A 21,641-nucleotide genomic window follows, 5' to 3' on the forward strand; every position below is an offset into this window, starting at 1 on the left:
GAGATTCTGGATAGGCACCCAGAGCTCCCTCTGGAACAACTTGCAGCTTGCAAAGAAAGAACTATCCCGAGGTCGCCAAGAAGCGCTTTTCGGGGTCGACATGCTCGCTTTCATAGTCGGAAAACCGGGCGGACAATGCGAGCAACATCGGATCTAGAGTTCAGATTCATGATGCTGTGCGAGGTAGATTCAAGTGTAACCGCGTTCATCGAGCAGCCGCTAACACTAAGGTATCGTGTGGCCGGCAGCCGTGCCCGCATACATAAGCCGGATTTCATGGTCCAGCGAGGGGCTGCAATTGAATTAATTGAGACAAAATGGGAAGGCGACGCGGCCTCGCCTGAAAACGAAGCGCGGTGGCCGGTGATCGGCGCGGCTGTATCGGCGCTTGGTTGGAGCTTTGAGGTTGTGTCCGAACGTCACATTAACCGCCAGCCTAGGCTTGATAATGTCATAGCTCTTCATTGTGCGCGGCACACACCGATGCCGAATCCAGAGATGGAGCTCCAGTTGGCGAACCTAGTGAGACAAGGTGCAGTGTGCAGCATAGATCAAGCTATAAAGGCTATTCCCACCTTGTCCCTTAGGCAAATTCTGGCAATGACCTTCATGGGGCGCATCCGCCTTCTGCTGGATGAAGAAATTAGCGGGAGTAGCAGAATTCTGAGTGCATAGGGGGCGGGATGAGAACCTTTCATTACCACGCTAATCTGCATATCAAAATTCACGATGTCGGCCATCGCTTGGTTGAGCGAACAGTGGCGGGTGAATGGTTCCTAATAGAGACGCTATCAGGCCTGGCAAAGAGAATCTCGGAAGATGACCTTAATGTCCTGTATGTCGATGGGCATCTGACACTGGACGAAACAATCGATTTTGGTAACCAGCATGCAACGAAGAGTCGTCCAGTAAAAATCGCGCACTTGTCGATTTCAGATCTGCCTGAGCGAGAGCAAACGCGCGTAAACAGCCGAATTCAGATAATTGAGGAGTTGCGGCAGAAATTCCCCCCGTATTCTGGACAATATCTAGCTCCCGCCCGCCCAGACGAGTTGTGCGAGGCGATTAAAGAAGCCTGTGCGAAGTCCAATCATCGTGTTGTATCCCATAGAACAATTCTTCGCTGGCTTAGGCAGTTAAATCATTTCGGAAATGATGGGCTTGTCACTAGATATTCTGACCGCCGGCCGAACACATTAAACCCAGCCGTCGCGCAGATACTTAGACAAGAGATCGAACGAGAGCTTTCCCTGGCAGAGGATCGCCATAAGGTTGGCGCCAGGCCCTCCCCAAGCATTTCAGCCTTAAAGAAGCGAGTGGATCGGCGAGTGGCAGAGGCTTCCCGCGATCGAGTCGAAGGCCCACTGCGCCCACCCTCAACGGCAACGATCTACAACTATTGGAAACAAGTCCCCGCATTCCAGCGCGATACACTCAAATATGGGAAGGCGCGGGCAAGGATGATGTACCGGGCAGCCCGTGGCAGAAACCCTGAAGAGCATTGCCTTGAGTCCGTAGAATACGACGAAACGCGCCTTCCAATATTCTTTTTTGACGAGGACTATGGAGTGCCATTGGGACGCGGATGGCTTACCTGGTACCTTGATGTGTATTCCGGCATCCCAACCGGCTTCTACTTAGGGTTCGAACCGCCGAGTGATCTAACGATATCCAGTGCTCTGAGGCATGCGTGCCTCCCGAAGTCCTACGTGGGGAAAGAGTATCCTAATATTGAGAACAAGTATCTCGGCATGGGCATTCCGAGAATGGTCACGTTCGACAATGCTTTGAGCCAGCACGGCAGATCGATACAGGAAATTACTAGAGACCTAAGTACATACTATCGTTTCGCGCGAGTTCGAACGCCCTGGTTCAAGCCTGTTGTCGAAAGAATGTTCAGGACGCTGAATCAAGCTCTTCTACAAAAGATGCCCGGCTTCGTACTGGGAAGGGAGATTGATCCAGCTGATTATAATCCGACTGAGAATGGCTGCCTTGGCTTGCGGCATTTTCTATACATTTTTCATAAATGGCTTATCGACCTTTATTGCCAAGAGCGTCATGGCTTCCGTAAGAAAACGACGGCGGAGCTCTGGCAGCAGGGAACGCACGAGTATCCACCGGCACTGCTTTCACGATCAACCGATTTCGATCTGCTTTTCGGCATAGTTCGAGAAGGGATGCTCGATCATCGAGGGGTGGTCTTCCAGAAGATCAGATACTATTCCGATGATCTCCATATATTTCGATACAGGCACGGCGATAGGGTTCGCGTCCGAGTTAAAGTAGATCCTAGCGACCTACGGCATATTCATATTTGGGAGCCCCGCGAAAAAGCATGGATCAAGGCGGAAGCAATATTAAGTATGCGTCGCTATGCACAAGGCCTAAGTCTTCATCGTCAGAAGATAAATCTCAAACGTGCACGCGAGACATACGGATCAGATAACGCAGAGTCTCTGCTGAGGGCCGAAGCAGATATCCAAGCCCTCATATCTGAATCATTGCCTATGGCATTGAGTATACGGTCGAACAATCTAATTGCACGCGCGGTAGGCATAGGTACCCAGAATTTATTTGACAACCTAGATGCTGACGGGAACCTGGGCGCTCTAACCGGGCCGTTCGCAGGGAAAAGTCTGAATCCCTTCAGCGAGCCCACTAATCCTGGTGAAATTGCGTGGACAGCTTCTGTAAAGCCCTCGGAGGCAGCAAGCAATGTGGAGAAAATAGATAAGCCAAGGGCGGTCCGTAACATTCCGAAAATGTCAGCGGATCTTTCGCTGACGCGGAGGCGATGATGGTTGAACCGCAGTATTCAACGCCGTTGCCCTCCTCCGAGGATGACCACCTCAATTCCTATCAAGAAGTGGCCGGCATATTCATTAATCATCCTCACTTTGAGCGAGTATATCGAGAGGTATCGGCAGTTCTGCTCAACGGCATCGATTCCGATGAGGCTGCTTGCCTCCATGTAAGCGGACCGCCAGGTGTCGGAAAGACAACGTTGAGAAGGAAACTCGCATCAGAATTTGCCCTCGTGCGTGATGGCAGGGTGTTTGAAAGTAGCCCGGGTATCGAGGTCAAAGCAGACTACGTGCCTTTGATCCAAATAGAGCTCCCGGAAAGACCGACTGTTAAGACGATCTGTCGGGAAATACTGCGGGCATATGGTGACGGACAGTGGCGCCGCGGCGATGAATACTGCCTCACGGACCGGGTAGACAAATACATCCAAGCCTGCGGCACTATCGGGATTCTCATTGATGAGGCGCAACGAGTAGTCGATCGGCAGGGAGTTGTCGTTGCCGAGCATTTATTTGACTGGTTCAAATCTAGGCATAGTCGAAATGGAGTGGCGATAATTCTGCTGGGCCTGGGACGGCTTCGTTATTTATTCGAGCAAGATAGCCAGATTGAAAGGCGGTGGGATGCCGAGTTGCGTATCTTACCTTATCGCTGGCGGCTTAAGGATGGTCGCGACGACATTACGCAGCAAAACCAATTTATGGGCATATTAGCAACGTTCAAAGATATGTGCCCCATACCTTTCGAAGTCGATGTCACGGATGATGCTATTGCGTACAAGTTTTTCTATGCATCGCAGGGTGTAATCGGAAACCTTAAAAAGCTCTTGAAGCGCGCCGTCCGCACAGCAGCCCTGGAACCGGAGCGTCATGGAGCGGTCACCGAGGGGCTCCTGTACGATTCATTTGAGCTGGCATTCCGACGAGACCTCCATTCTATGGAGAATCCATTTTGCAGCACTTTCTCATTCGGCGCACCGCCAGCATTGGATGACGACACGATACTGCGACCATCTCCTCGCGTGCGCTCAAGTAGAAAAGCCAGAGCGGCGCAAAAGGCTGCGGTGAACTATGCACTTACGCAGGAATAAGGAATCTGCCCGCCTTCTGGTCAGAAGTTTGCCAATAAGTCGCGAGACTCTGCGCGGGTACCATCTGCGACTGGCTGAACTGAATGGCCATGACTGCTCTTATTGGAAGGCTGAGTATGCAGAGAATTATAGCGGACAAGACCTCAGTCGTATCGATTTGAGAGACTTGGGGGCGGAGGTTTCCTTTGGAGATTTACGCTTGGCCAAAAACTTGGTCAGACAGGAGGTCTACCCAATCTGTCCAGAATGCGTCAAATGCAGGCATGCGTTAGATAGATTGTGGCAGCTCAAGCCATACAGAAGTTGCCATATACACAAGAGCAGATTGGTCTTTGCCTGCCCAGGGTGTGGAGAAGGTCTAACGTGGCGACGTCCAGGCATAGCACGCTGCCGGTGTGGGCATGATGTGGGATCAGGCCTTGGTGTAGCCTCCACACTGGCGGAACAAACAATAAGTAACCTTCTGGCTAAACTCGACGGCTTAATGGTGGAACAGAATAATGTTCCTCCTGTCGCCTCAAAATTGACGTTGCCTTTGGCTGTAGCGATGGCTTGGTTCTTCTCTATCAATCCTCATGATTCCAATTGGCGTGAGTTATACATTTCAAAGAATTCTGCATCTTCAGATGGGATAGATGCATCGCGTGGGGCACTGGTTTTCGAGAGTTGGCCACTGGAGCTGCAGCATTGGCTAAAATTAGCACTTCCATTTCATGTGGGATGCTCGAAGCAGGATGCCGAAAGGATATTGTATAGGCTTCGGACGACTTTTCAGAAGATTGAAGGGGCAGATTTGCTTTTTGTCGAGGTTCGAAAATACTTGGACCGAACCGACGGCAGGCTTCCCCTTAGGAATGGCGCATTCTTTGGGTTATCCGATGACGCTAAGCGGCTCATGCCCGCGGCAATGGCGGCCAGGTTTTTGAAGGTGCGACCAGAGAGAATCAGTAGTCTCTGGTCATCTGGTGCGCTCAAAGGCCAAAGCACTATGCGAGGCGCCCGAAGGCTTACCTTTATTGAAAAATCATCCTTGGAAAATGGAAGTTCAGAACAGCTCACCTCTAAAGAGGGCGCGGCGGCGCTGCTTGGGATAAGCATCCATCAAGTGGCATTGTTGGTGAAAGACGGCTTCCTTAAGGTCAAATGCGGTATTCATGGCGTTGGCATGATTACAGACGAGTCACTAGAGAAATTATGTTCAAATACTAAGTCAATTTGCATACCAAGAAACTCAAATTCGAATCTGGACGTGATGCCGGTATCTGAAGTTACGGCACTGCGCCATCAGAGAATTGCATCGGTCGTGCAGCATATTCTTAGTGGGCAGATTGCGGCTTTTCACGTTCCTGCCTGCGTTCCGATCTTTCGACAAATATACGTTAAGAAATCTGACGTGCTTCAGCTAAGAAGAAGTGAAGGGGAACCTGCGGCGCTCTCGGTTCGAGACGTCAGTAAGAGACTGGGATTGGCTGTGAGGATGGTGCCGATCCTCGTTAGAGCTGGCTGCTTACAAGCAAAGCTATCTTCCGGCGGCGAGCTTGAGAAGCGGTCCGTTCTAGAAAGCAGCGTCGCCGCGTTTCACTCCAATTACATAATGACAGCCGGAATTGCGACCAAGTTAAAGACAAGCACAAAAACTGTAATGCGAATCGCGCGGAATGCCGGAGTGGTGCCTGTGGTCTCGTCTTCGTCGATACTGGGAATATCAGCCGTATGGCGATTGTCCGTCATCAAAAATATTCGGTGATCTGAGACGCGTAACGCGAGGTCAAAGAATTATAGTTTTTCCCGGTGATCGCGGTGAGTTCCAGATTATGGCGTCATACTCGCGGATATGATTGTTATCCACAGAAGTCGCACAATCCGCCGCGGGTGCATACTTCTCTGGGGCGGAATTTTGCTCACGATACTTCTTGCGTGGCTTTCTGCGCCGGACATTCTGGATATATGAGAGAATAGATTTGACGCTTTCTAAGTAAGTATTTTCGTTTGTCTCAGTCGCGTGCGTATCCTTATGAGCTTCATTGAAGACCCAGTCGGGCCAACTTGCAAAGATCGTCACCACATCGCTAGCGATTGATTCAATAAAGGAGGAATTTTTTGGATGGTATCCTTGAATAACCTTCAGCGGATTTGTAGCTCATTCGAGCAATTTCAAATGAAAACTCTAGTAGGCAATCAAAGTCTAGCTGCATAAACGTATGTTCATCAAATCGCACTTGGTTTATGCCCAACGATAACATGCGTTCGCGAAGGAGCTTAACGTACTGTAGTGTTTTCTCGGCGGCTCTCTTGTGGTCTGACTTGGAAAATGCAGAGCCGCATTTTCCGCATTCAAGTGCTTTTTCCCTCTCCCAGCGGATTGGAGACCCGCAGTTGGAACAGTCACGGATCAGCATTATCTCGTGACGTTCGCACGCGGTCCAAAGTGTTAAATCCCACCTAGCCAATAAGATTGGTTTCTCTCGAAGGCACAGCGGACAAATTTTAGGATTTTTGTAATCAACGTGCCATTTCGGCACTTCAAAGCCATGTACTACGACAGTGTCTTTCCGATGCCGCCGGCTGAAATAGGTCCCCCATTCTTTGGGTGGAACTCCGATGCTGGAAGGTAGTGTCGTCAGATGCTTGGGCGTTATTTCATGGGGATGAAAGCCCGACGTCGGCCACAACCACAAGGGGCTTTTGTAACCGTTCAGGGAGCTTAAGCGCAGCAAATAGCCAATACAGCTCTCCTCTGGCAGCGGGGGGGCGCGAATAACCAGAGGCAAGCCAATCACCCGAAGATATCGAATCGCATAGGCAGTATTTTATTCGGATTTTTTGAGATAAGATTTGGCTTTCTCAAAGACAAAATGGAGCGCGAATATGGAAGTAGCGGTTCGGCCCATCAAAGATGCTGTTGAAATAACCCTGCCCGTCGATTTATTGAAGGCCGTCGGTTTGCCCATCGATGGAGTCTTAGAAGCTCAAATTGTCGACGGAGAGTTGGTCCTCAAAAAGGTAGATGACCTTAAAACATACTACCTCGACGAAATGCTCGCGGCCTTGCCGCCAGGGTACCAGGAGACGGAGTGGGCCACGGGACCCTTGGTGGGCAAGGAGAATTGGGAGTAGCCACTTCGCTATCCTGTAGGGTGGCGCTTTGGAAACTGAAACTGGCCTTGCCAAAATAAACTGGAAAAGAGTCACCGCTGTGCAAGATAGAAATCTGAGACAGTCAAAAATTGAATGGATCTTGTAATTCGTTGAGTTTCCTTCATGTGCGATGACAATCTAAATTTAAATGTACAATTGTGTTCCGTATCGCAATGATTGAGAAAATGAACTCAACGATTGCGATACATTGCCGAATCGTAGTCGGCAAATCAGATCAGTGCGAAACGAGCGCGGTAGCGAGGATAGTTTTACCACTGAGCAACAATGGCCTTTTTAATTGAGACAGATCCAATTCTAGGAACGCCTCATGCATCTCATTAGGATGGGCCGTCAATCCGATTGCCGTGGCTGAACCTTAAGCGCGGCTAACGAAAAGCACCCGGCCAAGGCAACTGTCGGATGCGACGGTCGCATCCTCAAGATCGGCATAAGCCAACTTCAGCGCTTTACGCTTATCTACACCGAGCCCTCTGAGAATAGCTGCCACAAGCTGTTCGCCATAATCCTCAGGCGGCGTTTCCGTTAACATGGACTGGATTCCGCCGATGACAGTGCCCGCGATGAGGTTGAGCGGGACAGAACTGTGCATCGGCACGAAAGTCCCCTGAGCCATACCGAGTTCGAGATCCCTCGGCACAAGCTCGAAGAAGGACTGCCCGGTATCGCTACCATGCCACCCGAGAGGCCATCCCAGGCGGACAAAAAACCCGCCTACAATTGGGTAGCGTTTGGCAATCCTGAGAACCTGGCGGATACCGACTGCCAGTCGCTCCGCAGGATCGTGCCGTTGGATGACGATCTGATCGATCGCCCTCAGCAATTCCCCGGTGACCTCTTGTGCGACGGTCTGCACCAATTCGGAAGGCGAGGCAAAGTACTTATAGAATGTACCACGCGAAACGCGGGCCGTTTCAATGACGGCATCGATTGAAAGTTCGCCTGGTCCCACGGTCGCCACCAACTGCAGCGCGCTTTCAAGCAAACGGTGACGCATCCGTTCCCGCCGCAGTGCTGCAACCCTGAGACGATGATCGGCCATTAAATTGATCTCCATCCTCCGGCGAACCTGGAGAATGGGATGCCTTGATGTTTGCTCGTTGACAAGTCCTAATAATGACAATATCGTCAAAATGACAATATCGTCATTATGTAATCGTGGTGAGAGAAAGAGGCGCGGAGCAAAACAATCCGCATTTCAGTCTCTTACTGGATGCTTAGGGGTGCTATGAGCCTGCTAAAAGCCCGATCCGCGTGTTGGCAATCCAATGGATGCTTTTCCTACGAAGAGCATGTCTTGCCCAAACCGGCTGCCGACGAGGTGGTCGTGAGCCTCGCTGCCACGACGGTCAATCCGATCGATGTGCGTCGTCGCGACGGATACGGCCGCCGCCTGTTCGGTTTGCTGGGGGCGGCTCGTTACCCCTTGACGCTCGGCAACGACATTGTGGGCTTCGTATCCGGCGCGCCGTCCGGTGGCATCAAAGGACTGAAAGAGGGCGACCGTGTCTTCGGCTGCAAGCCGCCGTCGAGCCAGGGTGCTCATGCGAGCAAGGTGATCCTCAAGGCCAAACACCTCAGACACGCACCGAAATCGGTTCCGGATGATATCCTGGCCGCGCTGCCATACAACACCGCGACAGTTCTGTCGGCATTCGATTCTCTGCGCCTGCCACGCGAGCAATGGCGAGGGAAAAGTGTTCTGATTTATGGCGCCGCGGGCGGGTTGGGCGTGCTCGCGACGCAGATGCTGGTGCAATGGGGCGCGAAGGTGACGGCAGTTGCCTGGCCAGCATTGCACGCAACCTGCAGGGCGGCCGGGGCTCATAGCATCTATGATCCTAGTCAGATCGCGCAGCGGAGCGATCGTTACGACATCACGGTGAACTTCGCCGCTTGGGATATCGATGCAGAAGCCCGGGCGAAACTGTCGCTTGCCGGCATAGGGCACACGACAACCGTGCACCCACTGATGACCATCCTTGATACGGAGGGCTTTATCAAGGGCGCCTTCTCCATAATGAAAATGAAACGGGCCGTGCGCAGAAGTCTTCCGCCAGGCCGGGCATTCTCATGGGCCATTTTCAAGCCGAAGCCAGGCGATCTGGAATGGATCGGCGATTTCGCTGCACGCGGCATATTCCGGCCAGACATCGGATTGAAAGCCCGCTTGGACGCGGCACCCACGGCCTTCCATCACGTCGCCAAGGCGGTGCCGGGTCGCGCGATACTCATGCCGTGAGCCGCGAGGTCGAGGCCGCGCTATCGGCGCACCGTCGACCACCAGGAAATCCCCAAATCGCAGGAGTCACGTGTAATGAAGCGGCCCAGCCCGACTGCACAAGAGCGCACGTTCGCCGAGAATGAGATCATCGTCAGCAAGACTGACGTCAAGGATCGGATCACCTATGTAAACGACGTCTTCTGCAAGGTCGGGCTGTATGACGAGGCGGATGTGCTCGGTCAGCTGCATAGCGTAGTGCGCCATCCGGATATGCCGCGCGCGATCTTCCATCTGCTCTGGCAACGCATCCAGGCCGGCCAGGAAATCTTTGCCTATGTGAAGAACCTGGCAAAGAACGGCGACTATTACTGGGTACTGGCGCATGTGACGCCGAGCCACGATTTGCAGGGCAGGCTGGAAGGATATCATTCCAACCGCCGCGTCCCTGCAAGGCAAGCGCTGGTGGACATAGAGCCGCTATATCGCCGGCTCTGCGACATCGAGGAGCGCCATCCCGACCGTAAGCAGGGTATGCACGCCGCGCTGGAGGCTATCGAGAGCGATCTCAAGGCGCGTCATCTCGACTACGACCGCTATGTGCTCGGCCTTGCGGCCATCGGCAGGTAGATCCCTTGCGAAGGAGAACGCGATGATGTGGTTCGGAAAATCACGGCACAAGAAGGCCCTGCGCGAAATAGACGCAATCTGTGCTCTTGCTGCCCAGGGCTATATGTCCGGACGCATACTGCACTTACAGCAGTACGGTGATCTGGCGCCGACACTTGCCGCCTTCAACCGGCTGCTCGATCTCACCGACGCATATATCCGGGAATCGAGTGCATCGTTGTCCTACGCCGCCGAAGGGAAATATTACCGGCCTTTTCTGCCGGCCGGCATGGTCGGGCACTTCCGCCAGGGCGCGAATGCAATCAATAGCGCACGACAGGCGATGGAGATCCGCGCAGAGGAAACTGCCAGGTTGCAGGGCGAAGTCTCTGATCTGGTCGGAGCGGCGGTATCTGGCGATTTCAGCCGACGTCTGACGCTCGAGGGCAAGGACGGATTTATGAGGCAACTGGCAGAGGGCATCAATATGCTGGTGGATCGCACCAGCAATTGCTTCAACGACATCGCCAGCGTGATCGCAGGCATGGCTCATGGCAATCTCGGGATGCGGATCGATGGAGCCTATGAAGGCATCTTCGGCACGGTAAAGAACGACGTCAATCACATGATCGACACCTTGCGTGGCGTCGCTGGCAAGCTCGGCAACAACGCAGAGGCAGTGCAGGCTGCAGCAGACCAGATCGCTAATGGCAGCCGCGATCTGGCTACCCGCACCGAGAGCCAGGCTTCGACATTGGAGCAGACCGTCGCGGCGATGGAGGAAATTACCACGACGGTAAAGCAGAATTCCGACAGCGCGAGAGCTGCAAGCCAGCTTGCCCTCGATGCACTGAAAGTTGCGCAGCAGGGCGGAACCGTGGTGGAGGATGCCGTCGGCGCCGTGAACCGGATAGAGGAAAGCGCACAGCAAATCTTCAACATTGTAGGTTTGATTGACGAGATAGCTTTTCAGACCAATCTGCTTGCCTTGAACGCATCGGTCGAGGCGGCGCGGGCGGGTGAGGCTGGCAAGGGTTTTGCCGTAGTAGCGCAGGAGGTGCGCGCGCTGGCACAGCGATCAGCCAATGCCTCAAAGGATATAAAAACACTGATTTCCCAGTCGAATGCCCAGGTAAAGACCGGAACAGCGTTAGTGAACAATGCCGGCGCTTTGCTTACTGAGATCGTTACTGCAGTGGGCAAAGTGGCCGATATCGTTGCCGAGATAACCGCGGCCTCGGTTGAGCAGGCGGTAGGTCTTGAGGAAGTCAATATCGCAGTTGGCAATATTGACGGGATGACGCAGCGAAACGGCGCGCTGGTGGAGGAGACCGCGGTCGCGGCCCATTCGCTTTCGGAGCAGGCGCGCCAGCTCGGCAGCATCGTGGGCTTTTTCCGTTTTGCCGACTGAAGCTGCCATGTCTCCGTTGACCGCAGAAACTGCCTCGCTGTGCGCCCGCTGTCACGCGGGAGCTGCAGGCTGCAAACAACATCTGCTGCAACTTCACAATTACTGGGAAGCCAAACGGAACCGGCAGAACTTCCCGCGACGCACTGATATCGAGCCCCTGGAGCTCGGCTTCATTCTGCCAAATCTATTTCTGGTCGACGTGCTGCCCGGCCTGGAATTCCGCTACCGGTTGACAGGAACCGAGGTCGATGAGATTCACGGCATAAACCTGACCGGTAAATCTCCGATGGATATCCGGACGCCGGAAGTGGCCTCACTTGTCCAACAGCAATACGAGGCCGCGCTGCTGGACCGCCGGCCTCGTTGCGATCATCTGAAGCTGGTCGGCACAGACGGCAGCTTCTGGCACTATGAAAGACTGATCCTCCCATTGTCGGAGGATGGCCATACAATCAACATGCTGCTCGGCGGCATCTATCTGGATTAAGCAGCTTGTTCTGCAAGACCTGCACCGGCCTTTACTCCGACGGCGACTGTGCGAGCATTCTCTCAATTTGGCAGGAAAGTGTGCGCCGGCTACGTCGGTATCGTGGTTGTGGCATTCGACAATCAAAGCCGAACTAGTCTTTTGTGCCACTAGACATCTTTACGAGGCGCCAGGTGCGCCGGGCACCACTAAAGGTGGTGTGGTTTGGTGGACGTTACTAAGAGTCCACGTTAAGAAAAGAATTCTCTGTGATATTGCTCAACTGTGGGTCGGGTCCAATGTGCCGGATCGCTGCGTGCAGGTGCAACTTCACGAGGTTGACCATGTCTGCGCCGTGGGACGAGTTTACTGAAATTCACTACGGTATCCTCAAGTCCGTTGAGCAGCTTGAGCATCCGTTGCTACGCCGCCTCCATTCCGACTGGTGTGCAGCGGCAGCGGCCGAAGGATGTATGGATGGCCTGCCCGATCATACGTTCATCGATCCTTTGAAGCTGGACTACCTGCTCGGTTGGTTGCTGGTCGTCGGCGTGGAGCGGCCAGCGCCCGATAAGCTGCGGTTCAAACTCCGACTGATCGGCACCGAGATCGTCGAGCACCGAGAACGCGATCGCACCGGCCGGTGGGTGGATGAGGTCGAGGATCAGGTACTGGCGACCCAGGGGCCCAAGATCTGCCGCCTGGTCGTTGAAGCGCGCCGACCGGTACGGGCCGAGGCCGTGCACCGGATCGACGATAAGAACTATCCGGTTGAACACCTGCTGCTGCCGCTGATCGACGACGGCGGCACCATCGACAGGCTGTTGATCGCTCAAATCTATCCGCGCGATACGCCGCGTGTGGCCTATGCACATGCCTGATGCTCGCCAGCCGGTATGCGCGCGAACCGATAGGACAATTTCCGCGTAGTCGCGCAGAACCGTCGTCACGATGCGGACGGCGCAGGCGGTAGCCCAGCATGATCGGGGCAACGAGACATCGTTTAACAAAGCGGTTCAACCTGCTCCTCCTCGGAATGTGCTGATCAAGCGGGCGTGACCACGATCACGGCGGCGTCGTGAAAAAACTCCTTGCCAAATCGAACCGAGCGGTTTAGTTATCTGCCATTGTCGAACCGAGCGGTTCGATTGATGGAGAAGCAGTATGACGAAACCTACCCGTAACGGCAGCGCAGTCTCGGAACTCTCTGAATTCAACCCGAAGGTTGACCAGATTCTGGCCGGTGCGCGCCGGGTTTTTCTCGAACATGGCTTTGCGGCCGCGACGACGGACATTGTCCAGCAGGCGGCCGGCGTCTCGAAATCGACGATGTACGCCTACTTTCCCAACAAGGAAGTGCTGTTCAGTGCCGTGGTCCGCGTCGAATGCGAAAAGATGCTGGCGCAGACCCGCACCGAAGTGGTGCGAGGGCGAACAATCCAGGAGACGCTACGACGGATCGGCATCCGTCTGCTCGAAGCCGTTCTGGAACCGTCCACGCTCGCGCTCTACCGGATCGCAGTCGCCGAAACCCCCCGCTTCCCAAAAATCGGCGAAGTCGTCTACGCCACCGGGCCAATGGCCAACAACCGCGAGGTCGCCTCATTTCTGGCCGAAGCCGCCCGGAATGGCGAGATCCAGGTCGGCGATGCGGATACGGCTGCACAGCAGTTTGTCGGCATGGTCCTGCTCGACATCCTGCAACGCTGCCTGTTCGGCATCGAGGCGCCGCCGAAAGCGGGACGGATGCGCAAAATCGTCGATGCCGCGGTGGAGACCTTCTTGAGAGCCCATACAGCGACTGACTAGCTAAGAGGACTTCAAATGAATAGGACTTTTCAGGCGAAGACCAGACTTCTGGCCTTCGTCAGCGCCCTAGCTTTGCCCGCCGCCGTTCTGGGCGGATGCAATGAAGTGGCCCAAACCGAGCCGAAGCAGTCTGCTCTCGTCGAGGTCCAGGCAGCAGAAGTGGTAACGCTCCCCGCGTCGGTGACCCTGACCGGTGCCGTCGCGGCCCGGGTCGAGAGCGACCTTGGCTTCCGGATCGCGGGTCGCGTTGCTGCCCGATACGCCGAGGTCGGCGACCGGGTCAGGAAAGGCCAGCTGCTGGCGATGCTGGAGACTACCCAGCAGGCCGCCGATGTCAGCGCGGCTCGGGCGCGGCTTGCCGGCGCCCAGGCAACGCTGCGCGAAGCCCAGGCGACATTCCAGCGCCAGAGCGCGTTGCTGAGCCAGGGTTTCACGACCCGGACGCGCTTCGATGATGCGAAGCAGGCGCTGGACAGCGCCATGGCGAACGTGGATCGCAGCAAGGCGGAATTCGCCAGGACCGACGACACCCTGTCCAATGCCGAGCTTCGCGCGACTGCAGACGGCGTCATCACCGCGCGTAACGCGGAAGTCGGGCAGGTGCTCGAGGTCGCGCAGAAGGTTTATTCCCTGGCCAAGGACGGGCCGCGGGACGCGGTTTTTGAAGTCTTCGAGACCATGCTGGCCAACCCGGCCGCGAACCGCCGGGTGGAATTGTCCTTGGTCACGAACCCTGCGATCAAGGCGGTTGGGGTCGTGCGAGAGATCGCTCCCACGGTCGATGTCCAGAAAGGCACCATCCGCGTCAAGGTCGAAATAGACGGCGCGCCTGCGGAAATGGGCCTCGGCACGCCGATATCCGGCGTCTTCCCATCCAGCAACCACACTACGGTCGTATTGCCTTGGACTGCCTTCTTCGCAGATCGGGGAAAGCCTGCGGTCTGGGTCGTCGACCCTCAAACGCATGCCGTCGCGCTCAAGCCGGTGGTCGCGCAGAGCTATCGCACTGGCAAGCTGATCGTCAGCGCGGGACTTGGCGAGAACGAGCTGGTGGTTACCCGCGGTGGGCAGTTGCTCCGGCCCGGCGAGATCGTCTCGCCTCAGCATGCCGGCACGGATACCTCGGGAGCCAGATTATGAAGCGTCTGCCAGCAATTCTGTTCGCCGGCCTCAGTGTGATTGCCGTTGCCGGATGTGATGGTCATAGCAGCGAGCCAACCGCTCCAATTGCTAGGCCCGTCTTGTCGGTCCTGATCGCGCCGGCGAACCAGCCGCAGTCGGGTTTCGCCGGTGTGATCGAGCCGCGATATCAGACCGACCGCGCATTCCAGGTGCTGGGCCGCATCATCGCGCGCCCTGTCGAGGTTGGCGACACGGTCAGGAAGGGTCAGGTGATCGCCCAGAGCGATCCTCTGGCCTACCAGCTCGCCTTACGCGAAGGCGAGGCCGATCTGGTCAGCGCGAAATCCCAGCTCGAGAAGACAGTCGCGCGTAAGGATCGCGTGCGCACCCTCGTCGAGAGAGGGGTCTCGCCCCAGGCCGAACTCGATACTGCGGAGGAGGCGGCCGCGGCAGCGACGGCAGCCCTGCGCGTGGCGTCGGCCAAGCTTGCCAAGGCCCGGGAAGACCTGAGCTACACGACCCTGACGGCCGATATGGATGGTATCGTGACGAAGATCGATGCCGAAGTCGGCCAGATGGCCGCGCCGGGCATGAAGGTCATGACGCTGGCACGCACAGATGTTCGCGAAGCTGTGGTTGATGTGCCGGCGGATATCGCGCGGACGCTCGTACCCGACGCATCCTTCGAGGTCAGGCTGCAGTCCGATGTTTCGGTCGCTGCGCCAGGGAAAATCCGCGAAGTCGCGCCGGAGGCAGATGGGGCGACCCGGCTGCGCCGCGTCAAGATCACGCTCGATCATGCTGTCGCCTCATTCCGGATCGGCGCCACCGTCACGGCGACGCCCGTGGATGCCGTGGCAAGCCTGGCTGCCATCGAACTTCCGGCCAGTGCTGTATTCGAGCGCGACGGCAGGACGCAGGTCTGGGTCGTCGATGGCGTCACGATGCAGGTGCGCAGCACGGCCGTGGATGTCGCGGCAAGCAATGGAAAGACCCTTCGCATCGCGCGCGGTCTTGAGCCCGGTACCCGTGTCGTGATTGCCGGCGTCAATAGCCTCTCTGAAGGACAGGTTGTGCGGATCTTGGAAGGAGCCGTCGCATGAGCACGCAGCCACAAACGCAAACCGACCACCGCAAGGAGGGTCGTGCATCGTTCAATCTGTCCGACTGGGCGCTCTCGCATCGCTCGCTGGTCTGGTATCTCATGATCGTATTCGCGGCCGCGGGTCTGATGGCCTATTTCAGCCTCGGCCGCGCGGAAGACCCGGACTTCACCATCAAGCAGATGACGATCACGGCGACATGGCCGGGTGCGACCATCGACGAGACGATGACGCAGGTCACCGAGCGGATCGAGAAGAAGCTCGAGGAGATCGAGGCTCTTGATTATACGAAGAGCATCAATGCGCCGGGCCGCACGACGATCTATGTCACCCTCAAGGACACGACGCCGGGCAAACTGGTGCCTGCCACCTGGGTCCGGGTCCGGAATCTGATATCCGACATCAAGAGCGAGCTTCCCGCGGGCGTGCAGGGACCGTTTTTCAATGACGACTTCGGCGATGTTTTCGGCAATGTCTATGCTTTCACTGCCGACGGCCTGACGCAGCGGCAGCTCAGGGACTATGTCGAGGATGTCCGTTCCAGAATCCTGACCATCGCGGATGTGGGCAAGGTCAACCTGATCGGCGCCCAGAACGAGGTCATCTACCTCGAATTCTCGACCCAGCAGATCGCGGCGCTGGGCATCACCCAGACGATGATCATGGATGCCCTGGCCGGCCAGAATGCCATCGCGCCGTCCGGCGTCATCGAGGCCAAGAGCGAGCGGGTCAGCTTGCGCGTGAGTGGCGCCTTCAAGTCCGAGGACAGCCTGAGCGGCATCAATCTGCGGATCAACGACCGCTTCTTCCGGCTCAGCGACGTTGCCACCATTACGCGTGGCTACGACGATCCGCCAAAGCCGCTGTTTCGATATAAGGGCCAGCCCGCCATCGGCCTCGCCATCGGCATGAAAAATGGGGCGAACCTCACGAATTTCGGCAAGCAGCTCGACGCCAAGATGCACGAGGTCGAGGGCAAGCTTCCTGTCGGCGTCGGCATCCACAAGGTCTCGGACCAGCCGGCGCTCGTCGACCATGCCGTCTCGGGGTTCGTGCGGGCTCTCATCGAAGCGGTTGTGATCGTCATGGCCGTGAGCTTCATCAGCGTCGGTCTGCGCGCCGGCCTTCTGGTCACCATCACCATCCCGCTGGTGCTCGCCATCACCTTCGTCGGCATGCAGGTGTTCGGCGTCTCGCTGCAGCGTATTTCTCTTGGCGCGCTCATCATCGCCCTGGGCCTCCTGGTGGACGACGCCATGATCGCGGTCGAGATGATGATCGCCCGGCTGGAAGCGGGCGACAAGCTCACTCAGGCGGCGACCTATGTGTTTTCGCATACCGCCATTCCGATGTTGACCGGAACGGCGGTCACGATCATGAGTTTCTTCCCGGTGGCTTTCAACAACGGCAGCGCCGGGGAATTCACCTTCTCGCTCTTCGTGGTGATCGCGATCTCCCTGCTGGTATCCTGGGTCGTGGCGGTGCTGTTCGTGCCGCTGCTTGGCGTGACCATGCTGCCGAAGACCATGAAGCAGCATCATGGCGAGAAGGGCCGCGTCATGCGCGGTTTCGAGGCCCTGCTGCGTCTCTGCGTGAAGCGGAAATGGGCCACCATTGCGGTGACGGCCGTACTGTTCGGCGTATCGGTCTTCGGGATGCGCTTTGTGCAGCAGCAGTTTTTCCCGTCCTCGGATCGGGTCGAGCTTATTGTCGATTGGGCAGCACCGCAGAATGTCTCGATCACCGAGACGCGGGCGCAGATGGACCGGTTCGAGCGCCATCTTGCCGATGATGCGGATGTGGCGCACTGGTCCTCGTATGTCGGGCAGGGTGCCGTGCGCTTCCTGCTGTCGTTCGATGTTCAGCCGGGTACCCCGAATTTCGGCCAGATCGTCATCGTGACCAAAGACCTTGTTGCCCGGGAGCGGTTGCGGACCAAGCTCACCGAGATCGCCAGGCGAGACTTCATCGGAACGGATGTCTATGTCCACCTGCTCGATATCGGTCCGCCGGTCGGGCGTCCGGTGCAGTATCGCATCAGTGGGCCTGATCTGCAGGGTGTACGTGAACAGGCGCAGAAGATCGCGGCTGCCATGGGAACGCATCCCGATCTGGGCCAGGTGGTGTTCGACTGGAACGAGCCCGCGCGTGTCGTGAAAGTGGACGTTGTACAGGACAAGGCACGGCAGCTCGGCATCACCTCCGAGGCCATCGCGATCAGCCTCAACAGTATTGTCGGCGGCACGGTGAATACACAGGTGCGCGACTCGATCTACCTGATCGACGTGGTGACGCGGGCACGGGATATCGACCGCTCGTCGATTGAAATGCTGCAGAACCTCCAGATCCGGAGGGATCAGGGCGGCACCGTGCCATTGGCTGCCATCGCCAATCTGAGTTACGAATCCGAGCAGCCGCTTGTGTGGCGGCGGCATCGCCTGCCGACCATTACGCTCAAAGCGAGCATTGTCGGCGATGTGCAGCCGGCCACCATCGTGCAGCAGCTCGAGCCGAAGCTGAAGCCCATCGTGGACACCTTGCCGGCGGAATACCGCTTCGCGGTCGGCGGCGCGGTCGAGGAAAGCGCCAAGGGGCAGCAGCCGATCATCGCTGTGGTACCGATGATGCTTCTGGCCATGGCGACGATCCTGATGTTCCAGCTCCAGAGCTTCCAGCGTCTGTTCCTGGTGGTCGTCGTCGCACCGCTGGGGCTGATCGGCGTGGTCGGGGCCCTGCTCCCCAGCGGCGCGCCACTCGGCTTCGTCGCCATCCTCGGCGTGCTGGCTCTGGTCGGCATCCTGATCCGCAATTCGGTGATCCTGGTGATGCAGATCGAAGAACTGCGGAACGAAGGGATCGACGGCTGGACCGCGGTGATCGAAGCCACAGGCCATCGTATGCGGCCGATCCTGTTGACGGCAGCCGCCGCGACACTCGCCCTGATCCCGATTGCGCGTGAGGTTTTCTGGGGCCCGATGGCCTACGCCATGATGGGCGGCATTCTTGTTGGCACAGTGCTGACCTTGCTGTTCTTGCCCGCACTTTACGTCGCGTGGTTCAGGATCAAGGCGCCAATGTAATGCCGAATCAGCAGGGTATAAACAAGATGCAAGCCAAACAATCCGATCGCCCGAAGCCAACCGGCAGAGAACGAGTGTTCGCGGAGAGCGATATCATTGTCAGCAAGACGGACATCAAGGGCCGCCTGACTTACGCAAACAGTATATTCTGTAAAGTCGGATTGTACTCCGAATTAGAGTTGATTGGTCAGCCCCACAGTATCGTCCGGCATCCAGACATGCCGCGGTGCATTTTCCATTTCCTGTGGGAACGCATACAAAGCGGTCGAGAGCTTTTTGCCATCGTCAAGAACATGGCCAAAAGTGGTGACCATTACTGGGTTCTTGCCCATGTAACACCCAGCTTCGACCGCAACGGCGCAATTGATGGTTACCACTCGAATCGCCGTCTGCCAGATCGCGATGCAATCTCGGCTATCGAGCCAGTATATGCGCGTCTGCTGCAGATCGAGAACAGCAATCCGGACCCGCGAGCGGGATTGAGAGAATCCAATCAGGCATTGCGGACATTTCTGAGTGAGAAGGGTCTCGAATATGACGAGTTCCTGTTCAGCATTGTGAAGCAATAAGCGGAGATGCAGCGATGCTCGGAATGAAAAATAGAATGTACCGTGAAGCCTTCGCTGAAATAGGTGAGGTTTGCAGACGTGCGGCGAGCGGTGACATGTCTGCCAGGATTATTTACACCGAGAAATATGGTGAACTGAAAGACGCGCTTGCGCACGTCAACCGGATTCTCGACCTAGCTGATGCCTATATCCGCGAATCCAGCGCATCGCTTGAGTGCGCTTCTAATGAGAAATACTACAGGCCATTCCTTCTGCGGGGTATGCCGGGTGATTTTCACCGAGGCGCGATGGTCATCAATACGGCGCGCGAGGTCATGAAGGCTCGGGCCGAAGAAGCCATCCGGATAGAAGCGCAGATGGCAATGCAGAAAAAAGAAGCTACTGAAGCCGCGAAGAGGCAGCGGCAGTCGTTGGCTGACGAGTTCGAAGCCAAGGTATCGATTGTGGTCGATGCGGTCCGGGGCGCCAGCGAACTGCTCGAAGCGAATGCCGTTTCCATGTCGGGTGAGATTGGGGGCGTCCGCTCCAAGGCTGTCGCATCTACCGATGCAGCAATGCAGGCAACAAACAATACGCAGGCCGTTGCGGCTGCCGCAGAGGAACTGTCGGCCAGCGTGATTGAGATTTCCCGTCAGGTCACGGACTGCAGAATGGCAAGCGAGTCGGTTGCGCGCGAGGTCGATCGGGCGAATGACAATGTCCGCGCCCTGGACAAGGCGAATGAAAAGATTGACGAGGTGATTGAGTTTATCAAGAACGTCGCTTTCCAGACCAATCTCCTTTCCCTGAATGCGAGCGTAGAAGCAGCGCGTGCCGGAGAGTCTGGTCGCGGGTTCGCGGTGGTGGCGCAGGAGGTTCGAAACCTGGCGCAGAAGACGTCAGAAGCGGCGAAGAGCGTCGCCGAGCAGATTGCAGAAATCAAACTGGCAGCCTCAAAGACTATCGAGTCCATCCATGTCATTCGAGGGCAGGCCGGTAATCTCAACGACAGGGTGAAGACCATCACCGATTCGGTCCAGGAACAGTCATCCGCCACAGCGGATATCTCGAACAATATCCAAGGTGCCGCAGCCAAAACGGAATTGGTTGCAACAAATGTTGCCGATATTTCCGAAGCCGCACAGAACACTGCCGGGACGGCAGGTGTCGTTGAAGGGGCATCGAAGAGTCTTCGCCAGAAATCTGATGACCTGTCTCGGCATGTCGTCGATTTTCTGGGTTATGTACGAGGCATGTGAACTGCGATGATCCTGAAACCAATCACCACGCTCGTGGCCAGGGTGGCCCACGCGCATGATCCTGACACCGATGGCCACGCCCAGCGGCTGGTACAAATTAGTGAAATCCTGGCGGAAAGCATCGGCCTGGACCACGAGGCAATTCAGGAAGTCGGCATATCGGCGCTCTTGCACGATATCGGGAAGAACGCCGTGCCGGACGCTATCCTTTTCAAGCGGGGGCGGCTGGATGAGCACGAGCGGAAAATCGTTTCAAAGCATACTGTCGAAGGCTACGAACTGCTCAAAAGCGTGAGGCACCCGGCTTTCGACCTGGCGGCGGATGTGGCGCTATCTCACCATGAAACGTTCAACGGAGGGGGGTACCCGTTCGGTAGGTCGGGAAACGATATTTCCCTTGCGGCCCGGATCGTGGCTGTCGCGGATGTTTACGATGCGCTTCGGTCTGCAAGACCCTACAAGGCAGGAATGACGCACCAGGAAGCTTACAATATCATCACCAAAGGTGATGGGCGAACGTCACCGGAGAATTTCGACCCCCGAGTACTCGAGGCATTCGATCGCCGTCTGGGGGATGTGGGAGCGCTTTACTTTTGACTTATGCCCGAAAGACGGCCACCTGGATTATGGCGTACATAGCTTCGGGGCCCGCCGCCCGCCTTAGCGAAGTTTCGGCCAGGTGACGTATAAGCCTCGTGCAGAGGCGTAGGCGGTCAAAACGCCAGACAGAATGATTTAGAAATCACCGAGTACCGACAGAATAAATTGGAATCTTCGGCTAAAATAAAGTAGAGAATTTCCACCAAGAAATTGAAACCATTTAATGCGCGCTGTCATTCTGATTTAGAAGGTACAAGCGGTTTTTCGGTTTCGCCAGCGCATCAAACCAGCCCTAGCTTGACGCTGGGGCAAGCTTTCGCGCGCCTTGCGGCTGGCTGCGGCTGGGATAATCTGGCGCG

The 21,641-nt window shown here is 56.3% G+C and carries 19 protein-coding genes; 17 read left to right on the forward strand and 2 right to left on the reverse strand.

Going from position 1 to position 21,641, the window contains the following annotated elements:
* The first annotated feature begins 168 nt into the window (after positions 1 to 168).
* The 4 genes from ACK4FJ_RS12210 (at position 169) to ACK4FJ_RS12225 (ending at position 5,645) form a co-directional block, all read left to right on the forward strand.
* Positions 169 to 675 carry a Tn7 transposase TnsA N-terminal domain-containing protein gene (locus ACK4FJ_RS12210; RefSeq protein WP_409766837.1) on the forward strand — a complete coding sequence of 169 codons (507 nt, stop codon included), beginning with the start codon at positions 169 to 171 and terminating at the stop codon, positions 673 to 675.
* An 8-nt stretch (positions 676 to 683) separates the two neighbouring features.
* Positions 684 to 2,801: a Mu transposase C-terminal domain-containing protein gene (locus ACK4FJ_RS12215; protein ID WP_409766839.1), complete on the forward strand. Its 2,118-nt coding sequence runs from the start codon at positions 684 to 686 to the stop codon at positions 2,799 to 2,801.
* On the forward strand, positions 2,798 to 3,898 hold the full coding sequence (locus ACK4FJ_RS12220) for an AAA family ATPase (protein ID WP_409766841.1): 1,101 nt from the start codon (positions 2,798 to 2,800) through the stop codon (positions 3,896 to 3,898). Before ACK4FJ_RS12215 ends, ACK4FJ_RS12220 begins: the two co-directional genes overlap by 4 nt.
* A 484-nt stretch (positions 3,899 to 4,382) precedes the next feature.
* Positions 4,383 to 5,645: a hypothetical protein gene (locus ACK4FJ_RS12225; RefSeq protein WP_409766843.1), complete on the forward strand. Its 1,263-nt coding sequence runs from the start codon at positions 4,383 to 4,385 to the stop codon at positions 5,643 to 5,645.
* Between the two features lie 334 nt (positions 5,646 to 5,979).
* On the opposite strand, the gene ACK4FJ_RS12230 is transcribed toward ACK4FJ_RS12225, so the two are convergent.
* On the reverse strand, positions 5,980 to 6,678 hold the full coding sequence (locus ACK4FJ_RS12230; protein WP_409766845.1) for a TniQ family protein: 699 nt from the start codon (positions 6,676 to 6,678) through the stop codon (positions 5,980 to 5,982).
* A gap of 88 nt (positions 6,679 to 6,766) precedes the next feature.
* On the opposite strand from ACK4FJ_RS12230, the gene ACK4FJ_RS12235 reads away from it, so the two are divergent.
* Entirely contained in the window at positions 6,767 to 7,015 is a 249-nt protein-coding gene (locus ACK4FJ_RS12235; RefSeq protein WP_409766847.1) for a hypothetical protein, read from the forward strand.
* A gap of 397 nt (positions 7,016 to 7,412) precedes the next feature.
* On the opposite strand, the gene ACK4FJ_RS12240 is transcribed toward ACK4FJ_RS12235, so the two are convergent.
* Complete coding sequence (locus ACK4FJ_RS12240; RefSeq protein ID WP_409766849.1) at positions 7,413 to 8,096, reverse strand: TetR/AcrR family transcriptional regulator; 684 nt, start codon at positions 8,094 to 8,096, stop codon at positions 7,413 to 7,415.
* A 186-nt stretch (positions 8,097 to 8,282) separates the two neighbouring features.
* Here ACK4FJ_RS12240 and ACK4FJ_RS12245 point away from each other — a divergent pair, with 186 nt between their 5' ends.
* From ACK4FJ_RS12245 to ACK4FJ_RS12300, 12 genes are all read left to right on the forward strand, one after another.
* Positions 8,283 to 9,296 carry an alcohol dehydrogenase catalytic domain-containing protein gene (locus tag ACK4FJ_RS12245; protein ID WP_409766850.1) on the forward strand — a complete coding sequence of 338 codons (1,014 nt, stop codon included), beginning with the start codon at positions 8,283 to 8,285 and terminating at the stop codon, positions 9,294 to 9,296.
* Positions 9,297 to 9,371: 75 nt separating this feature from the next.
* Complete coding sequence (locus tag ACK4FJ_RS12250) at positions 9,372 to 9,905, forward strand: PAS domain-containing protein (protein WP_409766852.1); 534 nt, start codon at positions 9,372 to 9,374, stop codon at positions 9,903 to 9,905.
* Positions 9,906 to 9,927: 22 nt separating this feature from the next.
* Positions 9,928 to 11,295 carry a methyl-accepting chemotaxis protein gene (locus ACK4FJ_RS12255; protein ID WP_409766854.1) on the forward strand — a complete coding sequence of 456 codons (1,368 nt, stop codon included), beginning with the start codon at positions 9,928 to 9,930 and terminating at the stop codon, positions 11,293 to 11,295.
* Positions 11,296 to 11,302: 7 nt separating this feature from the next.
* A complete protein-coding gene (locus ACK4FJ_RS12260) occupies positions 11,303 to 11,782 on the forward strand; it encodes a PAS domain-containing protein (RefSeq protein ID WP_409766856.1) in 480 nt (159 codons plus the stop codon).
* 323 nt (positions 11,783 to 12,105) lie between these two features.
* Entirely contained in the window at positions 12,106 to 12,642 is a 537-nt protein-coding gene (locus ACK4FJ_RS12265) for a PAS domain-containing protein (RefSeq protein WP_409766858.1), read from the forward strand.
* A gap of 283 nt (positions 12,643 to 12,925) precedes the next feature.
* On the forward strand, positions 12,926 to 13,570 hold the full coding sequence (locus ACK4FJ_RS12270; protein ID WP_409766860.1) for a TetR/AcrR family transcriptional regulator: 645 nt from the start codon (positions 12,926 to 12,928) through the stop codon (positions 13,568 to 13,570).
* A gap of 15 nt (positions 13,571 to 13,585) precedes the next feature.
* The gene (locus ACK4FJ_RS12275) at positions 13,586 to 14,710 is read left to right on the forward strand and encodes an efflux RND transporter periplasmic adaptor subunit (protein ID WP_409766862.1); all 1,125 of its coding nucleotides are present in this window, start codon (positions 13,586 to 13,588) and stop codon (positions 14,708 to 14,710) included.
* Positions 14,707 to 15,795, forward strand: a complete 1,089-nt coding sequence (locus ACK4FJ_RS12280) for an efflux RND transporter periplasmic adaptor subunit (protein WP_409766864.1) — start codon at positions 14,707 to 14,709, stop codon at positions 15,793 to 15,795. Before ACK4FJ_RS12275 ends, ACK4FJ_RS12280 begins: the two co-directional genes overlap by 4 nt.
* Positions 15,792 to 18,875, forward strand: a complete 3,084-nt coding sequence (locus ACK4FJ_RS12285) for an efflux RND transporter permease subunit (protein WP_409766866.1) — start codon at positions 15,792 to 15,794, stop codon at positions 18,873 to 18,875. Before ACK4FJ_RS12280 ends, ACK4FJ_RS12285 begins: the two co-directional genes overlap by 4 nt.
* Positions 18,875 to 19,444 (forward strand): PAS domain-containing protein, encoded by a 570-nt coding sequence (locus tag ACK4FJ_RS12290; protein ID WP_409766868.1) that lies wholly within the window; start codon positions 18,875 to 18,877, stop codon positions 19,442 to 19,444. Before ACK4FJ_RS12285 ends, ACK4FJ_RS12290 begins: the two co-directional genes overlap by 1 nt.
* Before the next feature lie 14 nt (positions 19,445 to 19,458).
* Positions 19,459 to 20,682: a methyl-accepting chemotaxis protein gene (locus tag ACK4FJ_RS12295; RefSeq protein ID WP_409766870.1), complete on the forward strand. Its 1,224-nt coding sequence runs from the start codon at positions 19,459 to 19,461 to the stop codon at positions 20,680 to 20,682.
* A 6-nt stretch (positions 20,683 to 20,688) separates the two neighbouring features.
* A complete protein-coding gene (locus ACK4FJ_RS12300) occupies positions 20,689 to 21,279 on the forward strand; it encodes an HD-GYP domain-containing protein (RefSeq protein ID WP_409766872.1) in 591 nt (196 codons plus the stop codon).
* Positions 21,280 to 21,641: the final 362 nt, after the last annotated feature.

This window comes from Ferrovibrio sp., from assembly GCF_046297595.1.
Classification (GTDB): domain Bacteria; phylum Pseudomonadota; class Alphaproteobacteria; order Ferrovibrionales; family Ferrovibrionaceae; genus Ferrovibrio.